The following is a 22,408-nucleotide window of genomic DNA, read 5'->3' on the forward strand; positions in this document are numbered from 1 at the left end:
TGTGACGGCTAAAGGGCTATCTGAACATGACAGCGTGAAAACGACAACGCCTCCCCTAGGGGAGGCGTTGTTTGCCTGGCGGCGTCCGGCATGTGCAATGCGTGATTGCCGTTGCCGGGGCGCCGCGCAGGACAGTGCTGATTACTTCGCGGAAGCCTGGTAAATGGATTCGATCGAAGTATCCAGCGCCTGGTTGAACTCGGCGTCGCTTTGCTGCGCGCTCAGGCCTTCGGTCAGGGCGCGGCTGAAGCTGGCGATGATGCCGGGGTTGCGTGCCAGGATGGCGTTGGCATCGGCGCGGGAATAACCGCCGGACAGGGCGACCACGCGCACGACGCGCGGATGCTTGACCAGTTCTTCATAGAAGCCATCGACGCTGGGCAGCGTGAGCTTGAGCATGACGCGGTTGTCGCCGGTCAGGGCATCCAGGCGCTTGAGGAAACCTTCCTTCAGGCGGGTTTCGATGGCAGCCTTTTCCGGAGCGTTGATCAGCACTTCCGGTTCGAGGATCGGGCACAGGCCGGCCTTCAGGATGCGCAGGCCATATTCGAATTGCTGGTCCAGCGCTTGTTCGATGCCGGCGGCATTGTTCTCGGCCACGACCGAGCGCATCTTGGTGCCGAAGATACCCTTGGCCACGGCGCGTTCCAGCAGCGCTTCCAGGTCATTCATGGGCTTCATCAGCTGCACGCCGTCAGCCTGGGCAGCCAGGCCCTTGTCCACTTTCAGGAAAGGAACGACTTGTTTCTTTTCCCAGAGGTAGGCGGCTGCGTCCTGGCCGTCGATCTGGCGGTCCATGGTGGCTTCGAACAGGATCGCGCCCAGAATGCGGCGGCCATCAAAGGCCGGGCTGGTCACGATGCGGGAACGCATGGCGTGCACGAGGTCGAACATTTCCGCTTCGTTGCTGTAGGCGGATTCCTCGACGCCATACAGGCGCAGAGCCTTGGGGGTGCTGCCGCCGCTCTGGTCGAGCGCCGCAATAAAACCGTTGCCTTGCGAGACTTTGGCCAGTTGTTCCTGGTTCACGTTGCAATCCTTATGTAATAGTGGTGAATCTGGTGATAATCGGCTCGCCCGGCCAGCGCCGCAGAGGGCGGGGATGGCCGGGCAGAATGGGTTCTGCGGCTGCCAGACGCGAGACACCACACCGGGGCATGGCGCTGGGCGCAATGCCGCAAGTTTATCGCACAACCTCCAGTTATATCGAGTTCGGCGGCGCTTTGCCGCCAGTCCGGCGCAGGCAATTGCCCGCGTGCTGTCTTGGCGCGCCAAAGCATGATAGAAAGGGGCGGGCGAGAGGGATGGGCGCACAAGGGCGTGTCCGGTTTCGCCATGGTGTGCGGTAAAAGCTCTAATACACGGGATTTTTATCTTTTGCACTGGTGTTATCCCTAGCTTTGAGATATGCCGTAAAGATAGCTGTTAGAACGACAATTTGCTGTCTTGATCCTGGCTGCTCTGGCAAACTGGGGCTAGAAGGCGGTTATCGCCGCTATTGTTTCTAATCACCACGGACACACGAATGTCCGCTGGTACCGTAGGAGAGAGATATGATCAAACGCAATGCGTTGGCAGGGCTGGCCGCAGTGGTGGCAATGGCTGCTGGTGGTGCTGTCCAGGCTGCGCCGGTGATTCTGAAGGTAGCCCACTTTTTGCCGCCGGTCTCTCCCGGGCATACCAAGTTCATCGCGCCGTGGTGTGAGAAGATCGAAGCCGAATCCAATGGCGAGCTGAAGTGCCAGATCTACCCGGCCATGCAACTGGGCGGCACCCCGGCGCAGCTGTTCAATCAGGCGCGTGATGGCGTGGCCGACATCGTCTGGACGCTGCCGGGCTATACCGCTGGCCGTTTCCCGCTGTCCGAAGTGTTCGAACTGCCGTTCCTGACCACCAAGCATGAGCCGTCGTCGCGCGCGATCTGGGATTTCGTCCAGAAGCATGCCATGAATGAGTTCCGTGGCGTGAAGCCGCTGGCGGTTTGGGTCAATGGCGCCAATCAGCTGCATCTGCGCGACAAGCAGGTGGAAAATCTTGAAGAGCTGCGTGGCCTGAAGATCCGCGCTCCGTCCCGTTTGGGTAACAAGATTCTGGCCGCGCTGGGCGCAACCCCGGTCGGCATGCCCGTGCCGCAGATGGCGGAAAGCCTCTCCAAGGGCGTGATCGACGGCGCGTTGGTGCCCTGGGAAGTGCTGCCTGCCACCAAGGCGCATGAACTGACCAAGTTCCATATGGAAACTGCCGGTGATACCGCCATGACGACCGCCACCATGGTGTTTGTCATGAACCAGCGCAAGTACGACAGCCTGACGCCGGAACAGAAGAAGGTCATCGACGATAACAGCGGCGGCGATACGTCCGCCTGGGTGGCTGCGCAGTTCGAAGCCGCTGATGCCGCTGGCCGCGAGGCTGCCATTGCGCGCGGCAACGTGGTGTACTCGCTGAGCCCCGAGCAGACGGCGCTGTGGGAACAAACCACGCAGCCCGTTATCACCGAGTGGATCAAGGAAGTGTCCAGCAAGGGTGTGGACGGCGCAGCACTGGTTCAAGAAGCGCGCGACCTCGTGAAGCAGTACTCCTCGGCCCAGCAGTAAGCGGGTGGGGCAGCCTGGGACAGGCAGGCTGCCTTCCTGATGAAAAGGGCCGCACAACGGCCCTTTTCACGTTCTTGGCATATCCATTGCCTATTCTGCATGATGCTGCCGCCAGATGCCCTGGCCCGCTAGGCGGGCCATGAATGTCAGGCGTGCCGCAGAACGTCTTTGTAACCTGGAGTATCAAAAATGTCCGAACCATTGCCGCGGCCAGACGCCGTGGCATCTAGCGCGTGGGGCAAGGCCCTGGAACAGGCGTGCGCATTTCTCGCCGTTCTCGGCGGTTTGCTGTTCTTGTGTGAAGCGCTGATGTCCGTGGCCAGTGTGCTGGGCCGTATTTTTCTCTCGACCCCGATTTCTGGCGACTATGAGCTGGTGCAATTGATGTCGGCCATGGGGATTGCCATGTGCCTGCCCTATTGCCAGATCAAGCGTGGCCACGTATTTGTCGATTTCTTTACGCTCTGGGCGCCCGCTGCGCTGAAGCGCTATCTGGATGCGCTGGCGTCGCTGATTCTGGCGGCATGCGCGTTCCTGCTGGCCTGGCGCTGCTGGGAAGGGATGGTGGAAATGCACGAGTACGGTGAGACCACCATGGTGATTTCCATGCCGGTATGGTGGGGCTATGTGCCCTTGATGCCGTCTTTTGTCTTGTTTGGCCTGGCGGCCCTGATGGCTGTCGTGCAGGATCTGAAGCCTGCGGACAATGAACGCGAGGTGCAGGCATGAGCGGTACTACCATAGGCATCATCATCGGATTGCTGATGATGCTGTTTCTGGCGATGCGCATGCATATCGGCATCGCCATGTTCGTGGCCGGCGGCCTGGGCTACTGGTGGATTTCGGGCTGGGATCCCTTGATGGCGCATCTTAAGCACGCGCCTTTCGGCCGTTTTTCGGTGTACGACCTGTCGGTGGTGCCGCTGTTCCTGCTGATGGGGCAGTTCGCGACGCAAGGCGGGCTGTCGCAGGCGCTGTTCCGTGCGGGCAGCGCGTTCCTGGGGCACAGGCGCGGCGGGATGGCGATGGCGGGGATTGCTTCCTGCGCTGGTTTTGGCGCCATCTGCGGTTCCTCGCTGGCAACGGCCGCCACCATGTCGCACGTCGTGCTGCCGGAATTGCGCCGCTACCAATACAAGCCTGGCCTGGCCAGTGCTTCGCTGGCTGTCGGCGGTACTCTGGGGATGCTGATTCCTCCGTCGGTACCCATGGTGATCTACGCGATTCTGTCGGAACAGAATATCGCCAAGGTGTTCATGGCCGCGTTCCTGCCTTCAGTGCTGGCAGTGCTGGGCTATATGCTGGTTGTTGCGCTGATCTGCTGGCGCGACCCTGATGCCAGCGGCCCGCCGCTGCCGCGTCAGAGCTGGCTCATGCGTCTGCGCACGCTGGGGGCGACCTGGCCGGTGATGGCGATTTTCATTGTGGTGCTCGGTGGTATTTACGGCGGTTTCTTTACGCCGACTGAGGCTGCTGCCATCGGCGCTGTGGCCGCGGGGATCGCTGCCTGGATGGCGGGCGGGCTGGCCAATGGCGCCTTGCTGCGCTGCATTCTGGGCACGGCTCAGGGCACCGGGATGATGTTCCTGATCCTGCTGGGCGCCGATATGCTCAATGCCTTCCTGGCTGTGAGCCAGGTGCCGGTGGAATTCGCCACCTGGGTGCAGGGGCTGGGCCTGGATCCCTTTACCGTGCTGGCTGCGATTATTGTCATCTACATCCTGCTGGGATGCGTGATGGACAGCCTGTCGATGATTCTGCTGACGATCCCCATCTTCCTGCCCATCATCACGGGCCTGGATTTCTGGGGTCTGACGCCGGATGAAAAGGCCATCTGGTTTGGTGTGCTGGCGCTGGTGGTGATGGAGATTGGCCTGATTACGCCGCCAGTGGGGATGAATGTCTTCATCATCCACAGCATGGCCAAGGACATTTCTCCGGGCACGATTTTCCGGGGCGTGGTGCCGTTCCTGGCGTCGGATATGGTGCGCATTGTCTTGCTGGTGCTGTTCCCGGTGCTGTCGCTGGGCATGTTGCGCTGGCTGGGTTAGCCGGGCTCATTGCGTCTGGCCGCCGCTTCCTCGTCTGCACGGGGAGGGGCGGCCTGCCAGCCGGCCCCCAGGGCTTTATACAGGGCAATAACGCCCAGGACTTCTTCCAGCTGGCTAAGCGCCAGCTCGTCTCTTGCCTGGTTGAGCGCGCGCTGCGCAACGAGTACGGGCAGGTAGGCACTGAGCCCCCGTTCGTAGCGTTGGGCAGATTGTTCCAGGGCCAGTTGGCTGGTAGCCACGGCCTGGGTCAGGAATACCTGGCGCTGGCGCTCACTCGTCCATGCCGTTAAGGCGTTCTCCACGTCGCGAAGCGCCAATCGCACATCCCGTTCGTAGATCAGTTTTGCCGCGTCGGCGTTCGCTTGCGCCGCCGTCACTGCGGCGCGGGCGCGTCCGCCGTCATAGAGCGATTGGCTGCCCTGCAGGCCGGCGGACCAGGCCAGGCTGGCACCCGAGAAAAGACTGTGAATGACGCTGGCCGTGGTGCCTATGCCCAAGGGAATGCGGAAGGCCGGAAAGCGTTCCGCTTCGGCGACGCCGATCTGGGCGCTGGCGGCGGCCAGGCGCCGTTCGTCCGCCCGCAGATCCGGGCGTTGGCGTATGACTTCGGAAGGCAGGGAAAGCGGCAAGCCGGCTGGCCTGAGCAGCGTTGGGGCAGGCTGGCCCAAGGCATCGTGGCTGTCACCCGGAAAGCCGCCAGCCAAGGTACCGATGGCATGGCTGAAGCGGGCAATATCCGCCTCCAGCAAGGGGGGCAGCGCCGCCGCGGTTTCACGTTCGGCGCGTGCCTGCATGACATCGGCCTGGGAACCCAGGCCATGCTGGTACCTCTGTTCGGCCAGACGCTCGGCACCGGCGAGGGCGCGAAGGTTGTCATGCGCAATCTCCAGGCGTTGCTGCGCCGCGCGCAGGGCGGCGTAATGGGAAACCAGTTCAGCAAGCAGGCTGACCTGCAAGGCATGATTGTCTTCGGCCAGCGCTTCTATGCCCGCGTCAGCAGCTTCTATGGCCCGGCGTGTGCCGCCGAAGAGATCCAGTTCCCAGCTGGCATCGGCACCAAGATGCCAGGCGCGTGACTCCCCGCCGGCTTGCGGGCTCAGCGCTTTGCTGCTGCGCAAGGTCTCTGCTGAGCCGCTGATAGAAACCGCAGGGCCGGATGCGGCAGCGATCTGCACCCGTTCAGCGCGTGCCTGCCGCAGCCGCGCCAGCGCAATCGCGAGATTCTGATTGTGCTGCAAGGTCTGATCGACCAAGCGGTCAAGCATGGGGTCGCGGAAGGATTGCCACCACAGGCGCAGGCCGTCCGGATCGGCGTTCAGCTGGCTTGCCTGGGCCGTGACCCAGTTTTCAGGAACCGGCATCAAGGGGCTTTGATAGTCCGGGCCTGCTGTCATGCAGCCAGACAGGCTGGCAACGAGCGCGAGCCTCATGAATATGCCGCAACGGCGCGGCAGCGTGTGCTTGGGGGAGACGGGCATGGCTTCCTCTTACATCCAGCGTTGCAGCAGTGATGAGAGCCAGCCCTGAGGGGCGGGCTCGCCTGCCGATGTCGCGACTTCGATGCTGCCTGTCATGCCAGCCGCCAGGATGATGTCATGCGGGAGCGGATCGAACTCCACCTGAACCGGGATGCGCTGCGCCAGGCGCACCCAACTGAAACTTGGCTCCACACTCGGCAAGCCCTGGGAGCCGGCCTGCTGGTTAGTGTCGGTAATCCCTCTGCCTATGCTGGCGACACGGCCAGGGATGATCTTGTCAAAGCCCATCAAGCGGATACGGGCGGCGGCGCCGGGCTGAATCCCATGCAATTTTGTTTCCTCGAAATAGCCAGTCATCCTGAAACTGTTGGCGTCTATCAGCGCGATATTTGGCTGCCCGGCCGGTGCGTAGTCTCCCTTGTTCAATTGCAGATGTGTCACATAGCCATCCACCGGGGCGCGCAAGGTGGTGCGCGTCAAATCGAGTTTGGCCTTGTCCACATCGACCTGCGCGCTGCGTTGTTCAGCCTGGGCCGTGGCGACCGCCTGCCGGGCGCGCTGAATGTCTTCGGCAGGCACCAGCTGCTCCATGCCTTGGCGCCGCTTGGCATCCGCGGATTTCTGGCGCAGCGTGGCGCTGGCCGCGGCCAGCCGGGCTTGCGCTTGCGCCAATGCCAGCGCGTAGCTGGCTGAGTCGATGCGGTAGAGCACTTCCCCTTGTTTCACATACTGATCTTCTGTGACCGCGACCTCCGCCACGCTGCCGGATACCTCTGGCGCGATGCGGACGATGTGGGCGTTGACGCGGCCATCGCGCGTCCAGGGGGCCAGAACATAGGCATGCCAAAGCGTGCCGACTAGCCATGCTGCGGCTATCACAATCACTAAGGTCAGCCCTGCCCGCAGGAGCGGCCTGACTGGGAATGAAGTTTTAGACATAGAGAATCAACACGGAAACAAGGCAGAGAGAGAGGGCGAATTCGAACAGGCCGGGATGCCAGGCCCAGCGCAAGATACCGCTGCGCGCCAGCAAGAAGCGAATGCCCAAATAGACCGGCAGCGTGACGCACGCATAGATAAAGAATGGCGGCAGATAAATACCGGCCAATGAAAACTCACTGAGCATTGGCGTGGCCTCCTGGGTGTTTTGAAAAGTAGTCCGCGTGGTGTTCCAGCAGCGCGGCAATATCAAGCAGGACGGCAGCGAACTGCCGTGTTTCTGCGCTGGCGGCCCCCTGGGCGGTTGCCAGCCGGGCCAAGGATCTGGCCGCGCGGCGCGCATGCTTAGCCGCCAGCCGGGGCTGGCTGGCGCGATGCCGGATGCGGCGAAACGCATGGGCCAGCAACTGATGCAGCGCGGAATTCAGGGGCGCTTGCCGCAAGCCTTTGCGCACGCGCAGAATCTCACGGCCCAAGTGCATGCTGGCCAAGGCATGGGAAATCTCGCGCTCCATCAATGCTGGCTGGGTCTTGAGCAAGGCGCCGAGTTGTGCCGTGCGGTGCTGTTGATGCCATCGCCACGCGTTTGTTTCAGTCCGCACGCTGGTGAAGGTGTTGAGCGCTTCATCGCGTATCACGCGGCTCAGCCGTGCCGCATCGCGGGACAGGTTGCGCGGCAGGATGATTCTGAAGCCCAGCAGCGTCAAGAAGGTTGCCAGTATCCAGGCCACCGAACCATTGAGAAACAGCGCCAAGTCATAGCGCATCGGATTGTCCGGCGCCGCCAATGTGGTGAACGCAACGAGATAGGCAACGCCTGCCAAGGCATAACGAGGCAGGGTGGTGGCGTAAATCGCGGGTAACCAGAACAGGCACAGGGTTAGCAGCAGTAAGGGCAGCCCTGAGACATGAGGCAGAACGATGAACGCGCAGAGAAAGGCCATCACAACGGCAACTGCCGTTCCTTTGATGAATTCGACAGCGCCGAGCGCAGGGTTGGGGGCGGTGGACAGCAGCGCGCATGCGGCTGCCAAACCTGCCAGCATCATGGCGCCGTGCGGCCATCCCGTTGCGATCCAGAATGCGCCGCCAAGCACGACTGTCAGTAAAGCGCGCAAGCCGTTCTGAAGCGCGGCCGACGTGTCACGATAAAACGGTACGGAGCCCGGCGTCACGGCGGGGCGGGGGGTATGGAAACGCTCTATGCCCTTTAAGGCTTCCAGGTAATCGTCCAACTGTTCGGTCAGGCGCTCGCCTGCGATGATCAGCCTGGCATGCTCCATGTCATTTTCCAGCGCAGCCGTGGCAAGCAGGTGCCTCAATTGCGCGCGCAGATCGTGCAAGGTCTGCGCGGCGCGCGCCCGTCCCTCGGGGCCCGATTCACTGGCCAGGGCCTGATGGGCCTGTTGCCAGGCCTGCTCCCAGGCCAGTTGCAGCGATTTCAAGGCCTGGAGGCTGGCGCTGCTTTCCTGCATGGGGGGCGTGCCGCCTGCCAGCGCGGAAAACAGGGAGGCCATGGTTTGCCGCACCGTGCCGGCCCGTAAGGCCAGGTCCGCGGACTCGGCTTTTCCTAGCGCCAGCAGGTCGTCCACCCCATAGATTTCCGTCATGAGTTTGCGCCGTTTTTGCTCCAGAGGCTTGCCCCCTGGCACGCCGCGGGCGTGAATCGCCTGATGGCTGGCTGAGAGAATCTCTGCCGTTGTGATGGCCAGATGCTTGAGCTGAAGCGCCAGCCGGCTGCGCACGCTTTGAGCGCTGAAAAGGGCTGACACGACGGCCAGGCACACCACGCCTATCAGCACGGATGCGCCGCGCCCCATGACTTGATCAAAGGTAAGTTCCGGGTGCTGCATGGCGCCATAGGCGGCCAGGCCCACGGTGTATCCGGCCAGCGTGGCGCCATAGGCGCGAAAGTGACGCAGCAGCGTCATGCCCGCGACGCAGAGACCCAGCCAGAGCCCGAACCCCAGCAAGAACAGCCAAGGCATCTGCCCAAAGGCGCTCATCAGAACAAAGGCTGCCAACATACCGGCCAAGGTGCCCAGGACCCGCCAGGTGCCTTTGCCTATGACGTTGCCCTGCACCGGATTGATGACCAGCAGCACGCTGGAGGCGGCTGAGTACGGCGCGTGCAGATCCAGCAAATAAGCGGCAACGAGCGCCAGGCAAGCCGCAAGCAGGGAACGCATGACGTAAGCCGCGCGCGGGGTGCCAAGGTCGAGATAGGGCAAGCCATGCATGAGCCATCCCCAGCGCTGGGGATGGCGGCCAGGATGCATGGCGGGGGATGCCGGCGGCACCTTCGCGGAACGCACAATAGAGCCTTTATTCAGTGTGACGACGTCTCACTGTAGGCAGCCCGAATCATTCCGAAAAGTGAATTTACTGCATGCGCATGCATGCAGTAAACACACTGGTCAGCCGCTAGCGCCGGGGTTTTGACGGTGGGGCCGCCGGCATTTCATCCCGATTGCAGAGCGCATGGATGGTATTGCGCAGCCATTGATGCGCCGGGTCGCTATCCAGGCGCGGGTGCCAAGCTTGTGTCAGCAGGGCGGTTTCCAGCGGTGCTGGCAGTTCAAACAAACGAATGCCCAAACCAGACGCCAGCGCGCTATTGGCAAGATGTCTCGGCAAGGGCAGCAGCAAGTCCGAATCCAGTAGCGCAAACAAGGCGGTATAGGGGCTGGGGACAACCAAAGCAACGTGCCGGCGCAACCCTTGCGCTTCCAGGGCAGCATCTATCGGCGCAATCGCTTTCCCCCGCCGTGACACATTGATGTGTTCCCAGCGGGTGAGGCGTTCAGGGGTAATGACATCATCAAAAATCGGATGCTGGGTTCGTGCAACGCCCACGAAGGTGGTGGTGAACAGGGATTGCACACGAATCTCTGGTGTCAGCTTTTTCGACGCGCTGATAAACAGATCAATGCGGCCATTGCGCAGCGCTTCCTCGTCCACATCATCCGCCTCTGGCGAGAAGCGCAGCATCGCCCGCGGCATTTCCTTGGCCATGGCGGCCAGCAAGTGGCCTAAATGGATGCTCACGAACTCATCCGTGGCGCGGACGTTGAAGCTTCTTTCAAGCGACTTGAGGTCGATATCGGTATCGGCGGTGAACATCTGTGTCGCCTGCGCGACTGTCATGCGCACCTGTTCGCGCAAGGCGAGCGCCTTGGGCGTGGGCATGAGCTTGCGGCCAACCTGGACAAACACCGGGTCACCGAGCGCTTCCCGGATCCGGCCCAAGGTGCGGCTCATGGCCGGCGGGCTCAAATTCATGCGGCGCGCAGCGCCGATGACGCTGCCTTCATCCAGGAGCGCATCCAGCGCCACTAGCAAGTTGAGATCAGGGCGCGCCATGGTGGTCCTCAAATCATGAATCAAACTGCAATCATATTTCAGATGCACAGGCGCATCAGGCGTTGCGGGCTGCTTGCGGACTGCTTGCGCGGCCACGGGCGTATTGCTATCCCGTCCTAGCCATCCCGTCCCGGCCATCCCGGCGGAAACGCCGCGAGAGGCCAGCGCCGCCCAGACTTGTGTTTCCTTTTTGGGGCAATAAAAAAAGGCCACCGCCAGCGCGGTGACCTTTTTGTCGGAACGAACGTGGGGCGCCGGCCGAGGCGTGCCGGCCCGGCGTTATCAGTCGTTCAGTTCGTCGTCGTCATCCAGATCATCTTCCTCGTCCTGTTCCAGGGCGTCGTAGCCCTTCCAGGTGATGCGCCAGGCATCATCTTCGGGAAGACCGGTCTCATCGATCTTGCGCGCCAGACCGGCATCTTCAAGCAGATCCAGGTGCAGCAGGATGCGCTCCAGGTCTTCGCCGCCTTCTTCCTGGAGAAGCGCGGTGAGCTCATTGGCGGTCAGGGTGGCGGAATCCGCATCGCGGAAAGCGCCCAGGAGAGTAACGATCAAATCGAAATCGCGTTGCATGGCTGGCCTCGTTGGCTGGTAGTGAAGACTCACGATAGCAGAGTCAGCCTGTCAATGACATGACCAGAACGCAAACAAATTTGCCTGGCGGCAGGCATGGGTGCGGCAGGCCGATAGCGGTTAAGCTGTCGATCTTTGCCTAGCGTACGGAAATCGGTCATGACAGCCATGAGTAAACGGGACTATCAAATATTGGAAGGCACGGTGGTGGCCAGTGTGGGCGACAGCGTGACTTTGTCCAATGGTGCCCAGTCACATACCTTTACGGTGGCGCTGGCGGTGGCCGAACAGATGGAGCCTGGGCATACCGTGAGGCTGTTGAGCGATGCGCGGCACGATATCGTGCGCATTTACGACGCCACGGACGGGCGCATGCTGTACGAGAAAGGCGGGCAGACCACACGTGCCGCGGCTGGCGCGCTGGCGGTACAGACCGGCGTTATGTGCGCCATCCCGTTTCTGGGGCAGGTCATAGCGGTCCTGCTGATTCTGCCCATGCTGATCGGCCGGGCCCTGGGCTATGACGCGGATAATGCCCGTTTCATCATCCGCACGGCTGCCTTTACCTTTGCCATCTATTTCTCGCTGTCGCTGGCAGCCCTGATCCTGGGCAACTGGTGGCTGGCTTTGCTGGGCCCGTTTGTCGTGGTGATTGCGGGCATGCGCCTCATCCTGCTGCGTGAGCATGCCTTGATGCAGTCGCTGAATGAGCGCATTCGCCAGCCTGTGCCTGCCTGAGGGCGCAAGCATAGCTAAAAAGGGAGAAATTGCTTTTTTTGACAGCGGTTGGCAGCCTGATCACATCATATGCCGATAAGATGTTTCGTGAATTTCCGTTTCCCAACCCGATAGGAGTCCAGTCATGGGTCTGCTGAGTTTTATCAAAGACGTGGGTGAAAAGATTTTTGGCGGTAGCGCTGCCGAAGCGGCGCAGCCGGAAGAGCTGAAGAAAGAGCTGGACAAGCTGGGTCTGGGCGCCGAAGGCCTGGACATCAAGGTGGACGGCGACAAGATCACGGTTCAGGGCAAAGCCTCTTCCACTGAGGAAGCCGAGAAAATTGCGCTGGCATTGGGCAACACGCTGGGCGTGGCCGCCGTGGATAACCAGCTGCAGGTGGATCAGCCTGCTGCGCAAGCTGTGTTCTACACGGTTCAGAAGGGCGACACGCTCTGGAAAATTGCCGAGACTCAGTACGGCAAGAGCAAAGGCGCGAAATACACGGTGATCTTCGAAGCCAATAAGCCGATGCTGACCCATCCGGACAAGATTTATCCGGGCCAGGTGCTGCGCATTCCCGCCCTGGAGGCGTAAGACGCTGACGCGCTGACGGCGTTCGCTGCCGGGCCGCATGCCCGGCGGAAAAACAGGATATCCGCCCGGATATCCTGTTTTTTTATGTCTGGCGCTGACCGGGCAGGGCGTGCTTCGTGGCGGCCGCGTCAGGCGCGCCGGGCGCGGCAGGGGATTTGGCCGGCGCGTGTTCAGCAGCTTTTGCTCATTAGGGCGTTTTTTATTTCTGTCCGGGGCTAAAATGGAAGATTCCCGCCGCGCTTTGGCCCGGCAATCATTTCTGACTTTTTCGCTACGGCGTTCCTGGCTATGAAAAAAATCTCTGCTGTTCTTCTGGTGTCCGCTGCAGTTCTGGCCGCTTGCGGCAAGAAAGACGATCCCGCGCCTGCCGCGGCTGCGGCTGCGCCGGTCATTCCGGCCAAGATTGTGGTGGGCCTGGATGACAACTTCCCGCCCATGGGTTTCCGCGACGACAAAAATGAGCTGGTCGGCTTTGATATCGACATGGCCCGCGAAGCCGCCAAGCGCCTGGGTTCGGAAGTCGAGTTCAAGTCCATCGACTGGGGCTCCAAGGAAGCAGAGCTCAATGGCAAGCGCGTGGACGTGCTGTGGAATGGCCTGACCATTACCGACGAGCGCCGCAAGAATATCGGCTTCACCGAGCCGTACATGGAAAACCACCAGATCATCATCGTGACCCAGGCGTCGCCGGTTCAGTCCAAGACTGACCTGGCTGGCCGCGTGGTGGGCGCGCAGGAAGGCAGCAGCGCGGTGGATGCCATCAAGAAGGAAGAAGAAGTTGCCGCCAGCTTCAAGGACCTGAAGACCTTTGGCGATAACATCACCGCCTTGATGGATCTGGGAACGGGCCGTCTGGACGCTGTGGTGGTCGATGAAGTCGTGGGCCGCTACTACGTCAGCAAGCGTCCGGAAGAGTTCCGCGTGCTGGAAGACCACTTCGGTACGGAAGAGTACGGCGTGGGCGTGCGCAAGGACGACACCGAGCTGCTGAAGAAGCTCGACGAGTCGCTGAATGCCATGAAGAAGGACGGTTCGGCCGCGACCATCTCCAATAAGTGGTTCGGCGCCGATATCATCAAATAAAATACGGCCCTTCTGAATCAAAGACCAAGGCCCTAGCCGGCCATCCGCCAGGGGCCGGCCCCCGTTCGCGCGGTGGCCGGCCCCTGTGGCTGGAAAACCGGCATGGATTATGTTTTTTCCTTGCTTGGGCCGATGGCGCAAGGCGCCCAGGTAACGCTCAAGCTTTTCTTTATTACGCTGATACTGGCAGTGCCTTTGGGTCTGGCGCTGGCGCTGGCGCGCATCTCCCGGTTTCAGGCGCTCAACTGGCTGGTCAATGGCTTTATCTGGCTGATGCGGGGCACCCCGCTGATGCTGCAATTGCTGTTCATCTATTTTGCCTTGCCGTATGTCCCTGTCATTGGCGTCAGGCTGGACGATTTCCCTGCCGCAGTGGTGGCTTTCACCCTGAATTACGCGGCTTATTTCGCTGAAATTTTCCGCGCCGGCATTCAGTCCATCGACCGCGGGCAGTACGAAGGCGCGAAAGTGCTGGGCATGAATTATGTGCAGACCATGCGGCGCATTGTGCTGCCGCAGATGGTGCAGCGCATTTTGCCGCCCATGAGTAACGAGACCATCACGCTGATCAAGGATACGGCGCTGATTTATGTGCTGGCGCTGAATGAAGTGCTGCGTGTGGCCAGAGGCTTTGTGCAGCGGGACTTCACCAGCACGCCGTTCATTGTCGCGGCGGTGTTCTATCTGACCATGACCTTGTTGCTGACCTGGATTTTCCAGCGCCTGGAGAAGCATTATGCCAAGTATGACACCTGAGGCGCCGCTGGCAGCCGGCGCGCGCCATGTCATGATCGAAGCCCGTGGCGTGGGCAAATCCTTCGGGGCGACCCGGGTGCTGCGCGATGTCTCGCTGAAGCTGGGCAAAGGCGAAGTGGTGGCGGTGATCGGCCCCTCCGGTTCGGGCAAGAGCACTTTTCTGCGCTGCCTGAACCACCTGGAAACGATTGATGAAGGCAGCATCAGCGTCGAGGGCGAGACGCTCGCGGCCGCAGGCAGCGATGGCCGCAGCCGTTATGCGCCGGATGCCGATGTGCGGCGCCTGTGCCGCAAGATGGGCATGGTGTTTCAGTCCTTCAACCTGTTCCCGCATATGACGGTGTTGCAGAACATCATCGAAGCGCCGGTGACGGTCAAAGGCATGAAGGCGGATGCCGCCATCCCGCTGGCGGAGGAATTGCTGCGCAAAGTCGGGCTGCTGAATAAGCGCGATAACTATCCCTCGCGTTTGTCTGGCGGCCAGAAACAGCGTGTGGCGATCGCCAGGGCCTTGGCGATGGAGCCGGAAATCATGCTGTTCGATGAGCCGACTTCGGCGCTGGACCCCGAGCTGACTGTCGAAGTATTGCGCACCATGCGCCAGCTGGCCGAAGAGCATATGACCATGCTGGTGGTCACCCATGAAATGGGTTTTGCGCGTGAAGTGGCGCAGCGCGTGGTGTTCATGGACCAGGGGCAGATTGTGGAAGAGGCGCCCTCCGCTGAGTTCTTTGATGCGCCGCGTCACGAACGGGCGCGGGCTTTTCTGGGCCGCATGCTGTAAACCGCAGGGGGCGGTTCGTCTTGCGCTGTCCCGGCGCCGGGACAGCGTTGCCGCGCCTCTCGGCACAGGCTGACGCACAGGCATACAATCAGCCCGTTGCCCGCTGCCGCTCCTGGCGGCGGGATGCTGACTAGGCGAGACATGCGTACCCTGTATCCGGAAATTGAAGCTTTTGATCATGGCCGTCTGCGTGTGGACGACCGGCATGAACTGTATTACGAGCAATGCGGCAACCCCCACGGCTTGCCGGTCGTGATACTGCATGGCGGCCCCGGCGGCGGCTGCAATGCCGATATGCGCCGCTTCCATGACCCGGCACGCTATCGCATCGTGTTGTTTGACCAGCGGGGCTGCGGCCGCTCCACGCCGCATGCCGACCTGACGGATAACACCACCTGGCATCTGGTCGAAGATATCGAAACCCTGCGCCGCCATCTCGGGATCGAACGCTGGCAGGTCTTTGGCGGCAGCTGGGGATCGACGCTGGCGCTGGCCTATGCCGAGCGCTATCCGGAGCGGGTCTTGCATCTGGTGCTGCGCGGCATTTTCCTGGTGCGCCGCTGGGAACTGGAGTGGTTCTACCAGGAGGGCGCCAGCCATTTGTTCCCGGATACCTGGGAAGGCTTCCGCGATGCCATTCCGCCCGAAGAACGCAGCGACATGATTGCGGCTTATCACCGCCGCCTGAATGGCAGCGATGAGCAGGCGCGTTTGGCTGCGGCAAGAGCCTGGAGCGCCTGGGAAGGATCGACGAGCCGCCTGGAAATGGATCCCAAGGCTATCGCCGGGCACGAGGAAGAAATCTTTGCCCTGGCGTTTGCCAGCATAGAGAACCACTATTTCTTCAATGGCGGCTTTTTTGAGGAAGAGGGTCAGTTGCTGCGGGATGCGCATCGTCTGGCCGGTATTCCGGGCGTCATCGTGCATGGCCGCTATGACATGATCTGCCCCTTGGCCAATGCCTGGGATTTGCACAAGGTCTGGCCGCAGGCCCGCCTGCATATTTCTCCCTTGGCGGGCCATGCTGCGTCGGAAGCGCAGAATGTCGATGCCCTGGTGCGGGCGACTGACGGCTTCGCGGGCTGAACCCGCCGCTGGGGCGGGGGCGCGTGTCTTGCGCGGGTGAGCGCGGACAGGCCCTTGCATCCCAGGGAAATGTGTTTATATGTTCGCCGGGATTTACAGCGGGCGGTAGCCTTTTACAATGGCCAGGCCCGTTCCCGCTATCGCCCGCACCCAGCGTGCGGCGGGCTGCGCCGGGCCCAGCCCTGGCGGCTTGGCCTGCGCGGCCCCTGGCAGTTGGCGCCGCGCCCTGGGCTGGCGCCGGGCGGCACGCCGCCGCAGCCGTGCGAGGGAGCGGTCGAGACTCGTATAACCGCTTTTCTGGAGACGTTCATGACTGCATCGAAGGGATATTCGGGCAAGCGCCCGCTGGGCCGTTCTGGCCTGGAAATTGCGCCGCTGGTGTTTGGCGGCAATGTATTTGGCTGGACCGTCGATGAAAAGCGTTCCTTTGAGTTGCTGGATCGTTTTTTCGATGCCGGTTTCAACGCGATTGATACGGCGGATGTCTATTCGTCCTGGGTGCCTGGCAATCAGGGCGGCGAGTCGGAAGCCATTATCGGCAAATGGTTCAAGGCTTCGCCTGCGCGGCGTGCCCAGGCGGTGCTGATTACCAAGGTGGGTTGGCCGACTGCCCCGGATGGCGGCGGCTTGAAGGCCGATTACATTATGCGGGCCGTGGAAAACTCTTTGCGCCGTTTGCAGACCGACTATATCGACCTGTATTTCAGCCACCATCCTGATGCGCAGACGCCCGTGGAAGAAACGCTGCGCGCCCATGAAAAGCTGCTGCAGCAAGGCAAGGTGCGCGCCATTGGCGCTTCCAATTACGATGCGGCGCAGCTGCGGGAAGCGCTGTCGGTGTCCGAGCGTGAAAACCTGCCGCGCTACGATGTGCTGCAGCCCGAGTACAACCTGTATGACCGTGCTGGTTTCGAAGGCGCGCTGCGGGCCTTGGCCCGCGACGAAGGCCTGGGTGTCATTACCTATTTCAGCCTGGCGTCCGGCTTTCTGTCAGGCAAATACCGCAGTCTGGACGACCTGGGCCAGAGCGCGCGCGGCAGCCGGGTGGAAAAGTATCTGAATCCGCGAGGCTTGCGCATTCTGGATGCTCTGGACCAGGTGGCGCAGCGGCATCAGGCCAAGCCGGCGGAAGTCGCGCTGGCATGGCTGATCGGCTGCGAAAGCGTGACGGCGCCGATTGCCAGCGCCACGCGTCTGGATCAACTGGAAAGCCTGCTGAAAGCCACCACCTTGCGCCTGGCGGCGGAAGATTACGCCGTGCTGGACCAGGCCAGCGTCGCTTCGGCTTCTTGAACGCCCAGTAAATGGGCAGCCAGCTGGCCGGCATGCCGCGATAGCGGCTCGCCGGCTCTGGCGCACAGCACCAGCGTGCGCTGCGCCCAAGAATCGCTCAGGCGGATGTGGCGGATACCGCAGGAGCGGGCGCAGCGCTGCGCCGTGATTTTGGGTACCACGGCGATACCGGCGCCGCTGCCTACCATGCGGCACACGGCCTCGAAGCTGCGGGCCCGGATGCGATAGGCGGGCAGGTCGCCATGCTGCCGGCGCGCATGCTGGGCAATATGCTGTTGCAAGGCGCTGTCGTTGTCCAGGCCGACGAAATCCATGCCGGCCACGGCATCGAAACTGATCTGCCGCTGCGCCGCCAGCGCATGGCCGGGCGGAACGATCAGGACCAGCGCATCATGCCGGAAGGCGATATGGCGCAAGCCGCTCAGGTCGGCGCTATCGGATGCGATCCCCAATTCACAGCTGCCCCGCCGCAGACCGTCCACCACTTCGTGGCTGGCGCGCTCCTCGATATCAATGGAAATTCCAGGGTATTGGTGCAGAAAACTGCCCAGCAAACCCGGCAGGTATTCGCTGAAGGCAGCGCCATTGCTGCGCATGCGCACCAGTCCCTTGAGGCCCTGGCCATATTGCCGCAATTCGCCCTGCATCAGCGCCAATTGTTGCGTCATGAGGCGGGCGTGATGCAACAGCGTTTGCCCGGCTGGCGTCGGCGTGACGCCGCGGCGGCCGCGCCGCAGCAAGGCGACGCCCAGCGTGGTTTCCATGCCCCGCACGCGTTCGCTGGCGGATGCCAGGGTCATATGCGCATGCGCGGCCCCGGCGGTAATGGTGCCACTTTCGCAGATATGCTGGAAGAGGCGCAAATCAGTCAGGTCAAAACGCATGGCGGGCTTCCGGAATCGGGCGGGTGATTGAGGGTAATGCCTGAGGCTAGGCTGTGGCTATGTTTGGCGCCAAGTTTGTCGCCAATTTTTTCACTATGTCTATGGCGCAGGCAAAGGCAAGTCTCTGGCGCGCCAGACCTGATGCCGGGCTTGATAGAGCGGTATTGCCTGAGCATGCGTCTGCCTCCAGGGTTGGGAGGAAAAACTTGCCTATGCCTTAGCCTGAGGCTGTCTCAATAATATCCCGATCACGCCCTGGCCCGCCAGGCAGGCACAATGGCTGGCATGAGATCAGTGCCTAGGTGGCAAGAGGGGGTGTCGTGTCCGGATCCTTGCATGAAATATCGTTGGGTGTGCTGCTGCTGATTGTGGCTATTTTTCTGCTGGCAGGCATCGTGAAGGGAGTGGTGGGCCTGGGTTTGCCGACGATCTCCATGGCCTTGCTCGCTTTGCTGATTGCGCCGGCGCAGGCGGCAGCGTTGCTGGTGGTGCCTTCGCTGCTGACCAATTTGTGGCAGGCCGGCCCCTGGGCGCAAGCGCGCGCGCTCTTGCGCAGGCTGGGCGGTTTGCTGCTGGGCTGCGCCTTCGGCACCTTATGGGGCGCGGCCTGGCTGGGGGCGCCGTCTGGCGGCTGGGCCAGCGTGACGCTTGGCCTGGCGTTGCTGGCCTATGCCGCCTGGGGGCTGACCGGGCGCCTGGTGCGGGTGCCTGCCCGCCACGAGGTCTGGCTGGGGCCTTTGGCAGGGATATTGACGGGTTTGCTGACGGCGGCGTCCGGTGTCTTTGTCTTGCCGGCCGTGCCCTATCTGCAGGGCCTGGGCTTGGCGCGGGACGAGCTGATACGCGCCATGGGCCTGGCGTTCACGGTATCGACGCTGGCTTTGGCGGCAGGGCTGTGGTGGAACGCCAGCTACGATATCTGGACGCTGGCCGTGTCCTGCCTGCTGCTACTGCCTGCGGTGGCGGGCATGCAACTGGGGGCTTTCTTGCGGGCCCGGCTGTCGGTCGCGCGTTTCCGGTTCTGCTTTTTCCTTTGCCTGGGCGGGCTGGGCCTGCACATGCTGGTGCGCTACTGGATGCCGTGAGCGGCCAGGATGCGCGCTGATGGCAGGTATGGATTGCAGGTGTTGATGGATGGATACTGATGGATGGATGCTGATGGATGGTCGCTGTGGCATGGTCGCTGACGGCGCGTGTCGAATGCAGGCGCTACTTGTGCCTGGATCGCAGTGCTTTGGCGGCGGGGCGCTGGCGGGTGTTAAAGCAGGCCCCGCAGTTCCCGCGCGGCGTCCAGCATGGCGGGCAGCATTTCCAGCCTGACCTGAGTCGGAGTCCGGCCCTGGGTGGAGGAGACGATATTCAGGGCGGCCAGGGCAATGCCTTTCATATTGCGCAAGGGGATGGCCAGCGCGTGTACGCCCAGTTCGTGCTCTTCGCTGACCTGGCAGTAATCCTGCTTGCGTGCGGCGTCCAGACTGAGGCGCAGTTCGCGGATATCGGTAATGGAATTGGGCGTCAGGCGGGGCAATTCCCTCAGGTTGCCGGGGCCTGTGCCTTGCAGCCACCGTTCCCGTTCCTGGGGGCTGAGCAGGGCGAGCATCATGCGGCCGGTCGAGGTCGCCTGCGCAGGCAGGCGGGCGCCCAGGTGCAGCCCGTAAGGCAGCATGGCACGCTCGCCTGCGCCATAGTTGGCGCTGCGGGCAACAATCACGCTTTCGTCGCCGTCCAGAACGGCAACGGAAAAATTGCCGCCGGTTTGCGCCGCCAGGCGGTTGAGCGTGGCCTGCACGACACGCGGCAAGCGTGCGGAAGAGAGGTAGCTGCCTGAAAAACGCAGGACTTTTGGGGATAGCCAGAAATAGTGGCCGTCACTTTCCAGGTAGCCCAGGTGGGCCAGGGTCAGCAGATGGCGCCTGGCAGCGGCGCGGGTCAGGCCGGCGCGTTCGGCGGCCAGTGTGGCATTGAGGCGCTGGCGCTCGGTATCGAAGCTTTCCAGGACGGCCAGCCCCTTGGCCAGCCCCGCGATGAAATCGGCATGGGCGATGTCGCCGGCGGCGCTGCTGCGCGGCGCAAGGGCGCGCGCGGCGCTGACTGGCGCGGCCGCCGGGGCGGGTGAGGCGGCGTCCGCCTTGGCGGGCAAGTTGGCCGGGATGGCCTCGGGATGAGGGTGTGGCTGGGGGCGTGACTGAGAGCGTGACATGGCGGCTCCGGCAGCGAGACAGTTAGGTTCTATCAATAATTGCGCGATTATCGCACAGCCGTTCTATTGATCGCGCAATACGCGGTTTAGGCCATGGCGTAAAGAAAGACTGTCTCTTAGTCTGCCTGGGTAGGCGCGGAACCCGATTCCGGCCAGGCAACTATTATTAGGAGACTCCCCATGCGTACCCAAGTCGTCATCATCGGTGCCGGTCCTTCCGGCCTGCTGCTCGGCCAATTGCTGTACAAGGCCGGCATCGACAATATCATCCTCGAACGCCAGACCGGTGAATATGTGCTGGGCCGCATCCGCGCCGGTGTGCTGGAGCAAGTCGCCGTGGATCTGCTGGACCGCGCCGGGGTGGGTTCGCGCATGCATGATGAAGGCTTGCCGCACCATGGCATCGAGCTGCTGTTCAAGGGCGAGCGTCACCGCATAGACCTGACCGGCTTGTCTGGCGGCAAATCGGTGCTGGTGTATGGCCAGACCGAAGTGACCCGCGACCTGATGGAAGTCCGTGCCGCTGAAGGCCTCACGACTGTCTATGAAGCCGCCAATGTCAGCCTGCATGATTTTGATAGCGAACGCCCGCGTGTGCGCTATAGCAAGGATGGCCAAGAGCATGAAATCGAATGCGATTTCATCGCCGGCTGTGACGGTTTCCATGGCGTCAGCCGCGCCAGCGTGCCGGCCTCCGCTATACATAATTACGAAAAAGTGTATCCCTTTGGCTGGCTGGGCCTGTTGTCCGATACGCCGCCGGTCAGCGATGAACTGATTTACGCCAATACCCAGCGCGGCTTTGCGCTGTGCAGCATGCGCAGCCAGACCCGCAGCCGCTATTACCTGCAGGTGCCGCTGACGGACAAGGTTGAGGCCTGGAGCGATGACGCATTCTGGAATGAGCTGCGCTTGCGCCTGGACGAAGAGGCGCGTGAGCGTCTGGTGACTGGCCCGTCGCTGGAAAAGAGCATTGCCCCCTTGCGCAGCTTCGTGGCCGAGCCCATGCGCTTTGGCCGCCTGTTCCTGGCGGGTGATGCCGCGCACATTGTGCCGCCCACCGGCGCCAAGGGCCTGAACCTGGCCGCTTCCGATGTCGGCTATCTGTCTGAATCCATTACCGAGTTCTACACGGAAAAGAGCCAGGCTGGCATCGACACCTATTCGCAGCGCTGCCTGAGCCGCATCTGGAAGGCGGAGCGCTTCTCCTGGTGGTTCACCTCGCTGATGCACCGCTTCCCGGCCGAAGGCGAATTCGGCCAGAAGATTCAGGAAGCCGAGCTGGATTATCTGGTGAAATCGGTTGCCGCATCGACCTCGCTGGCGGAAAACTATGTCGGCCTGCCGATGAAATAATGGCTGTTCAGGCCTGCCCGTGGCAGGCCTGGGCCACTAAGCCGCAGAGATGGCCGGCGCCGCCCTGATGAAGGGCGGCGCCGGTTTTTTTTATGGCCTCAGGGATGCCGTATTGCGGCGGCTGCGCCCAGGCGCCCGGCAGGTGGCCTGCCAGGGAACGCATGGTCTGGGCGTATGCCTGGGGCGCAGTTGCCTGGGTTGCCTCAGCCCGCTGAAGATTCCGTGCATGGGGAACCCTGGCCCTGGGCCGCTGGCCTGTGGCTGTGAACCGCTGGCCTTTTACGCATGCCTATGGCCAGCGCCGCCAGAACCAGGGCAATGGCCAGCCAATCCCAGCGCTTGGGAAGCTGGTGCAGGATGACTGCCGAACTGAGCAGGCCGAAGACCGGGATCAGCAGCGATAAGGGCGCGACTTTCGAGACGGGATATTCACGCAGCAGCAGATTCCACCCCCAGTAGCAGAAGAGGGTCGCGGCATAGACCTGAAAGGCCAGTGAGAACAGCGCGGTGGCATTGGCCTGGGCCGCGAGCTGGGTGAACGGGGCGGTGCCGTACAGGCACCAGGTCAACAGCAGCAGCGGGAGGGGCGGAACCAGGCTGGCCCAGACGACAAAGGAGAAAATTTCCCGGATGCCGGAGAGTTTGATCAGAATATT

22 protein-coding genes are annotated in these 22,408 nt (G+C 62.1%); 12 read left to right on the forward strand and 10 right to left on the reverse strand.

Translation table 11 applies throughout. From position 1 onward, the window contains the following. Window positions 1–141 precede the first annotated feature (141 nt). Window positions 142–1,029, reverse strand: a complete 888-nt coding sequence (locus ACTJGZ_RS10740; protein ID WP_441662911.1) for a fructose bisphosphate aldolase — start codon at window positions 1,027–1,029, stop codon at window positions 142–144. Window positions 1,030–1,553: 524 nt separating this feature from the next. Between ACTJGZ_RS10740 and ACTJGZ_RS10745 the strand changes: the two genes are divergently transcribed. The 3 genes from ACTJGZ_RS10745 to ACTJGZ_RS10755 all read left to right on the forward strand — a co-directional run bounded on the left by ACTJGZ_RS10745 (window position 1,554) and on the right by ACTJGZ_RS10755 (window position 4,645). Further along, the gene (locus tag ACTJGZ_RS10745) at window positions 1,554–2,594 is read left to right on the forward strand and encodes a TRAP transporter substrate-binding protein (RefSeq protein ID WP_441662912.1); all 1,041 of its coding nucleotides are present in this window, start codon (window positions 1,554–1,556) and stop codon (window positions 2,592–2,594) included. 189 nt (window positions 2,595–2,783) lie between these two features. After that, the gene (locus tag ACTJGZ_RS10750) at window positions 2,784–3,323 is read left to right on the forward strand and encodes a TRAP transporter small permease (RefSeq protein WP_441662913.1); all 540 of its coding nucleotides are present in this window, start codon (window positions 2,784–2,786) and stop codon (window positions 3,321–3,323) included. Continuing rightward, entirely contained in the window at window positions 3,320–4,645 is a 1,326-nt protein-coding gene (locus ACTJGZ_RS10755; protein ID WP_441662914.1) for a TRAP transporter large permease, read from the forward strand. Before ACTJGZ_RS10750 ends, ACTJGZ_RS10755 begins: the two co-directional genes overlap by 4 nt. On the opposite strand, the gene ACTJGZ_RS10760 is transcribed toward ACTJGZ_RS10755, so the two are convergent. The 6 genes from ACTJGZ_RS10760 to ACTJGZ_RS10785 all read right to left on the reverse strand — a co-directional run bounded on the left by ACTJGZ_RS10760 (window position 4,642) and on the right by ACTJGZ_RS10785 (window position 10,998). Continuing rightward, entirely contained in the window at window positions 4,642–6,075 is a 1,434-nt protein-coding gene (locus ACTJGZ_RS10760; RefSeq protein ID WP_441662915.1) for an efflux transporter outer membrane subunit, read from the reverse strand. The two genes, ACTJGZ_RS10755 and ACTJGZ_RS10760, sit on opposite strands and share 4 nt — an antisense overlap. A gap of 57 nt (window positions 6,076–6,132) precedes the next feature. Continuing rightward, window positions 6,133–7,062, reverse strand: coding sequence for an efflux RND transporter periplasmic adaptor subunit (locus ACTJGZ_RS10765; RefSeq protein WP_441662916.1), 930 nt, complete (start codon window positions 7,060–7,062; stop codon window positions 6,133–6,135). Next, window positions 7,055–7,249: a DUF1656 domain-containing protein gene (locus tag ACTJGZ_RS10770; protein ID WP_441662917.1), complete on the reverse strand. Its 195-nt coding sequence runs from the start codon at window positions 7,247–7,249 to the stop codon at window positions 7,055–7,057. Before ACTJGZ_RS10770 ends, ACTJGZ_RS10765 begins: the two co-directional genes overlap by 8 nt. Next, entirely contained in the window at window positions 7,239–9,377 is a 2,139-nt protein-coding gene (locus ACTJGZ_RS10775) for an FUSC family protein (RefSeq protein ID WP_441662918.1), read from the reverse strand. The genes ACTJGZ_RS10770 and ACTJGZ_RS10775 overlap by 11 nt, the downstream gene beginning before the upstream one ends. Window positions 9,378–9,486: 109 nt before the next feature. Continuing rightward, window positions 9,487–10,425 (reverse strand): LysR family transcriptional regulator, encoded by a 939-nt coding sequence (locus tag ACTJGZ_RS10780; RefSeq protein WP_441662919.1) that lies wholly within the window; start codon window positions 10,423–10,425, stop codon window positions 9,487–9,489. Between the two features lie 282 nt (window positions 10,426–10,707). Continuing rightward, on the reverse strand, window positions 10,708–10,998 hold the full coding sequence (locus tag ACTJGZ_RS10785) for a DUF2513 domain-containing protein (protein WP_441662920.1): 291 nt from the start codon (window positions 10,996–10,998) through the stop codon (window positions 10,708–10,710). 159 nt (window positions 10,999–11,157) lie between these two features. Between ACTJGZ_RS10785 and ACTJGZ_RS10790 the strand changes: the two genes are divergently transcribed. From ACTJGZ_RS10790 to ACTJGZ_RS10820, 7 genes are all read left to right on the forward strand, one after another. After that, window positions 11,158–11,736: a hypothetical protein gene (locus ACTJGZ_RS10790; RefSeq protein WP_441662921.1), complete on the forward strand. Its 579-nt coding sequence runs from the start codon at window positions 11,158–11,160 to the stop codon at window positions 11,734–11,736. A 124-nt stretch (window positions 11,737–11,860) separates the two neighbouring features. Then, entirely contained in the window at window positions 11,861–12,310 is a 450-nt protein-coding gene (gene lysM / locus ACTJGZ_RS10795; RefSeq protein WP_441662922.1) for a peptidoglycan-binding protein LysM, read from the forward strand. A 288-nt stretch (window positions 12,311–12,598) separates the two neighbouring features. Next, window positions 12,599–13,393, forward strand: a complete 795-nt coding sequence (locus ACTJGZ_RS10800; RefSeq protein ID WP_441662923.1) for an amino acid ABC transporter substrate-binding protein — start codon at window positions 12,599–12,601, stop codon at window positions 13,391–13,393. Window positions 13,394–13,495: 102 nt separating this feature from the next. Then, a complete protein-coding gene (locus ACTJGZ_RS10805; protein WP_441662924.1) occupies window positions 13,496–14,149 on the forward strand; it encodes an amino acid ABC transporter permease in 654 nt (217 codons plus the stop codon). A 31-nt stretch (window positions 14,150–14,180) separates the two neighbouring features. Then, a complete protein-coding gene (locus tag ACTJGZ_RS10810) occupies window positions 14,181–14,933 on the forward strand; it encodes an amino acid ABC transporter ATP-binding protein (RefSeq protein ID WP_441662931.1) in 753 nt (250 codons plus the stop codon). Between the two features lie 150 nt (window positions 14,934–15,083). After that, the gene (gene pip, locus ACTJGZ_RS10815) at window positions 15,084–16,019 is read left to right on the forward strand and encodes a prolyl aminopeptidase (protein ID WP_441662932.1); all 936 of its coding nucleotides are present in this window, start codon (window positions 15,084–15,086) and stop codon (window positions 16,017–16,019) included. Window positions 16,020–16,328: 309 nt separating this feature from the next. Then, window positions 16,329–17,312, forward strand: a complete 984-nt coding sequence (locus ACTJGZ_RS10820; RefSeq protein ID WP_441662925.1) for an aldo/keto reductase — start codon at window positions 16,329–16,331, stop codon at window positions 17,310–17,312. On the opposite strand, the gene ACTJGZ_RS10825 is transcribed toward ACTJGZ_RS10820, so the two are convergent. Then, window positions 17,270–18,196, reverse strand: a complete 927-nt coding sequence (locus tag ACTJGZ_RS10825; RefSeq protein ID WP_441662926.1) for a LysR substrate-binding domain-containing protein — start codon at window positions 18,194–18,196, stop codon at window positions 17,270–17,272. The genes ACTJGZ_RS10820 and ACTJGZ_RS10825 overlap by 43 nt on opposite strands. Window positions 18,197–18,516: 320 nt before the next feature. Here ACTJGZ_RS10825 and ACTJGZ_RS10830 point away from each other — a divergent pair, with 320 nt between their 5' ends. Next, a complete protein-coding gene (locus tag ACTJGZ_RS10830; RefSeq protein ID WP_441662927.1) occupies window positions 18,517–19,281 on the forward strand; it encodes a sulfite exporter TauE/SafE family protein in 765 nt (254 codons plus the stop codon). Between the two features lie 173 nt (window positions 19,282–19,454). Here ACTJGZ_RS10830 and ACTJGZ_RS10835 read toward each other — a convergent pair whose 3' ends face one another. Beyond that, window positions 19,455–20,396, reverse strand: coding sequence for an IclR family transcriptional regulator domain-containing protein (locus ACTJGZ_RS10835; protein WP_441662928.1), 942 nt, complete (start codon window positions 20,394–20,396; stop codon window positions 19,455–19,457). Between the two features lie 180 nt (window positions 20,397–20,576). Here ACTJGZ_RS10835 and pobA point away from each other — a divergent pair, with 180 nt between their 5' ends. Then, window positions 20,577–21,752 carry a 4-hydroxybenzoate 3-monooxygenase gene (gene pobA / locus ACTJGZ_RS10840; RefSeq protein WP_441662929.1) on the forward strand — a complete coding sequence of 392 codons (1,176 nt, stop codon included), beginning with the start codon at window positions 20,577–20,579 and terminating at the stop codon, window positions 21,750–21,752. A 203-nt stretch (window positions 21,753–21,955) separates the two neighbouring features. Here pobA and ACTJGZ_RS10845 read toward each other — a convergent pair. Further along, window positions 21,956–22,408, reverse strand: a 453-nt coding sequence (locus tag ACTJGZ_RS10845; RefSeq protein WP_441662930.1) for an EamA family transporter, incomplete at its 5' end; no start/stop codon positions are given.

This window comes from Kerstersia sp. (assembly GCF_052103615.1).
GTDB lineage: Bacteria > Pseudomonadota > Gammaproteobacteria > Burkholderiales > Burkholderiaceae_B > Kerstersia.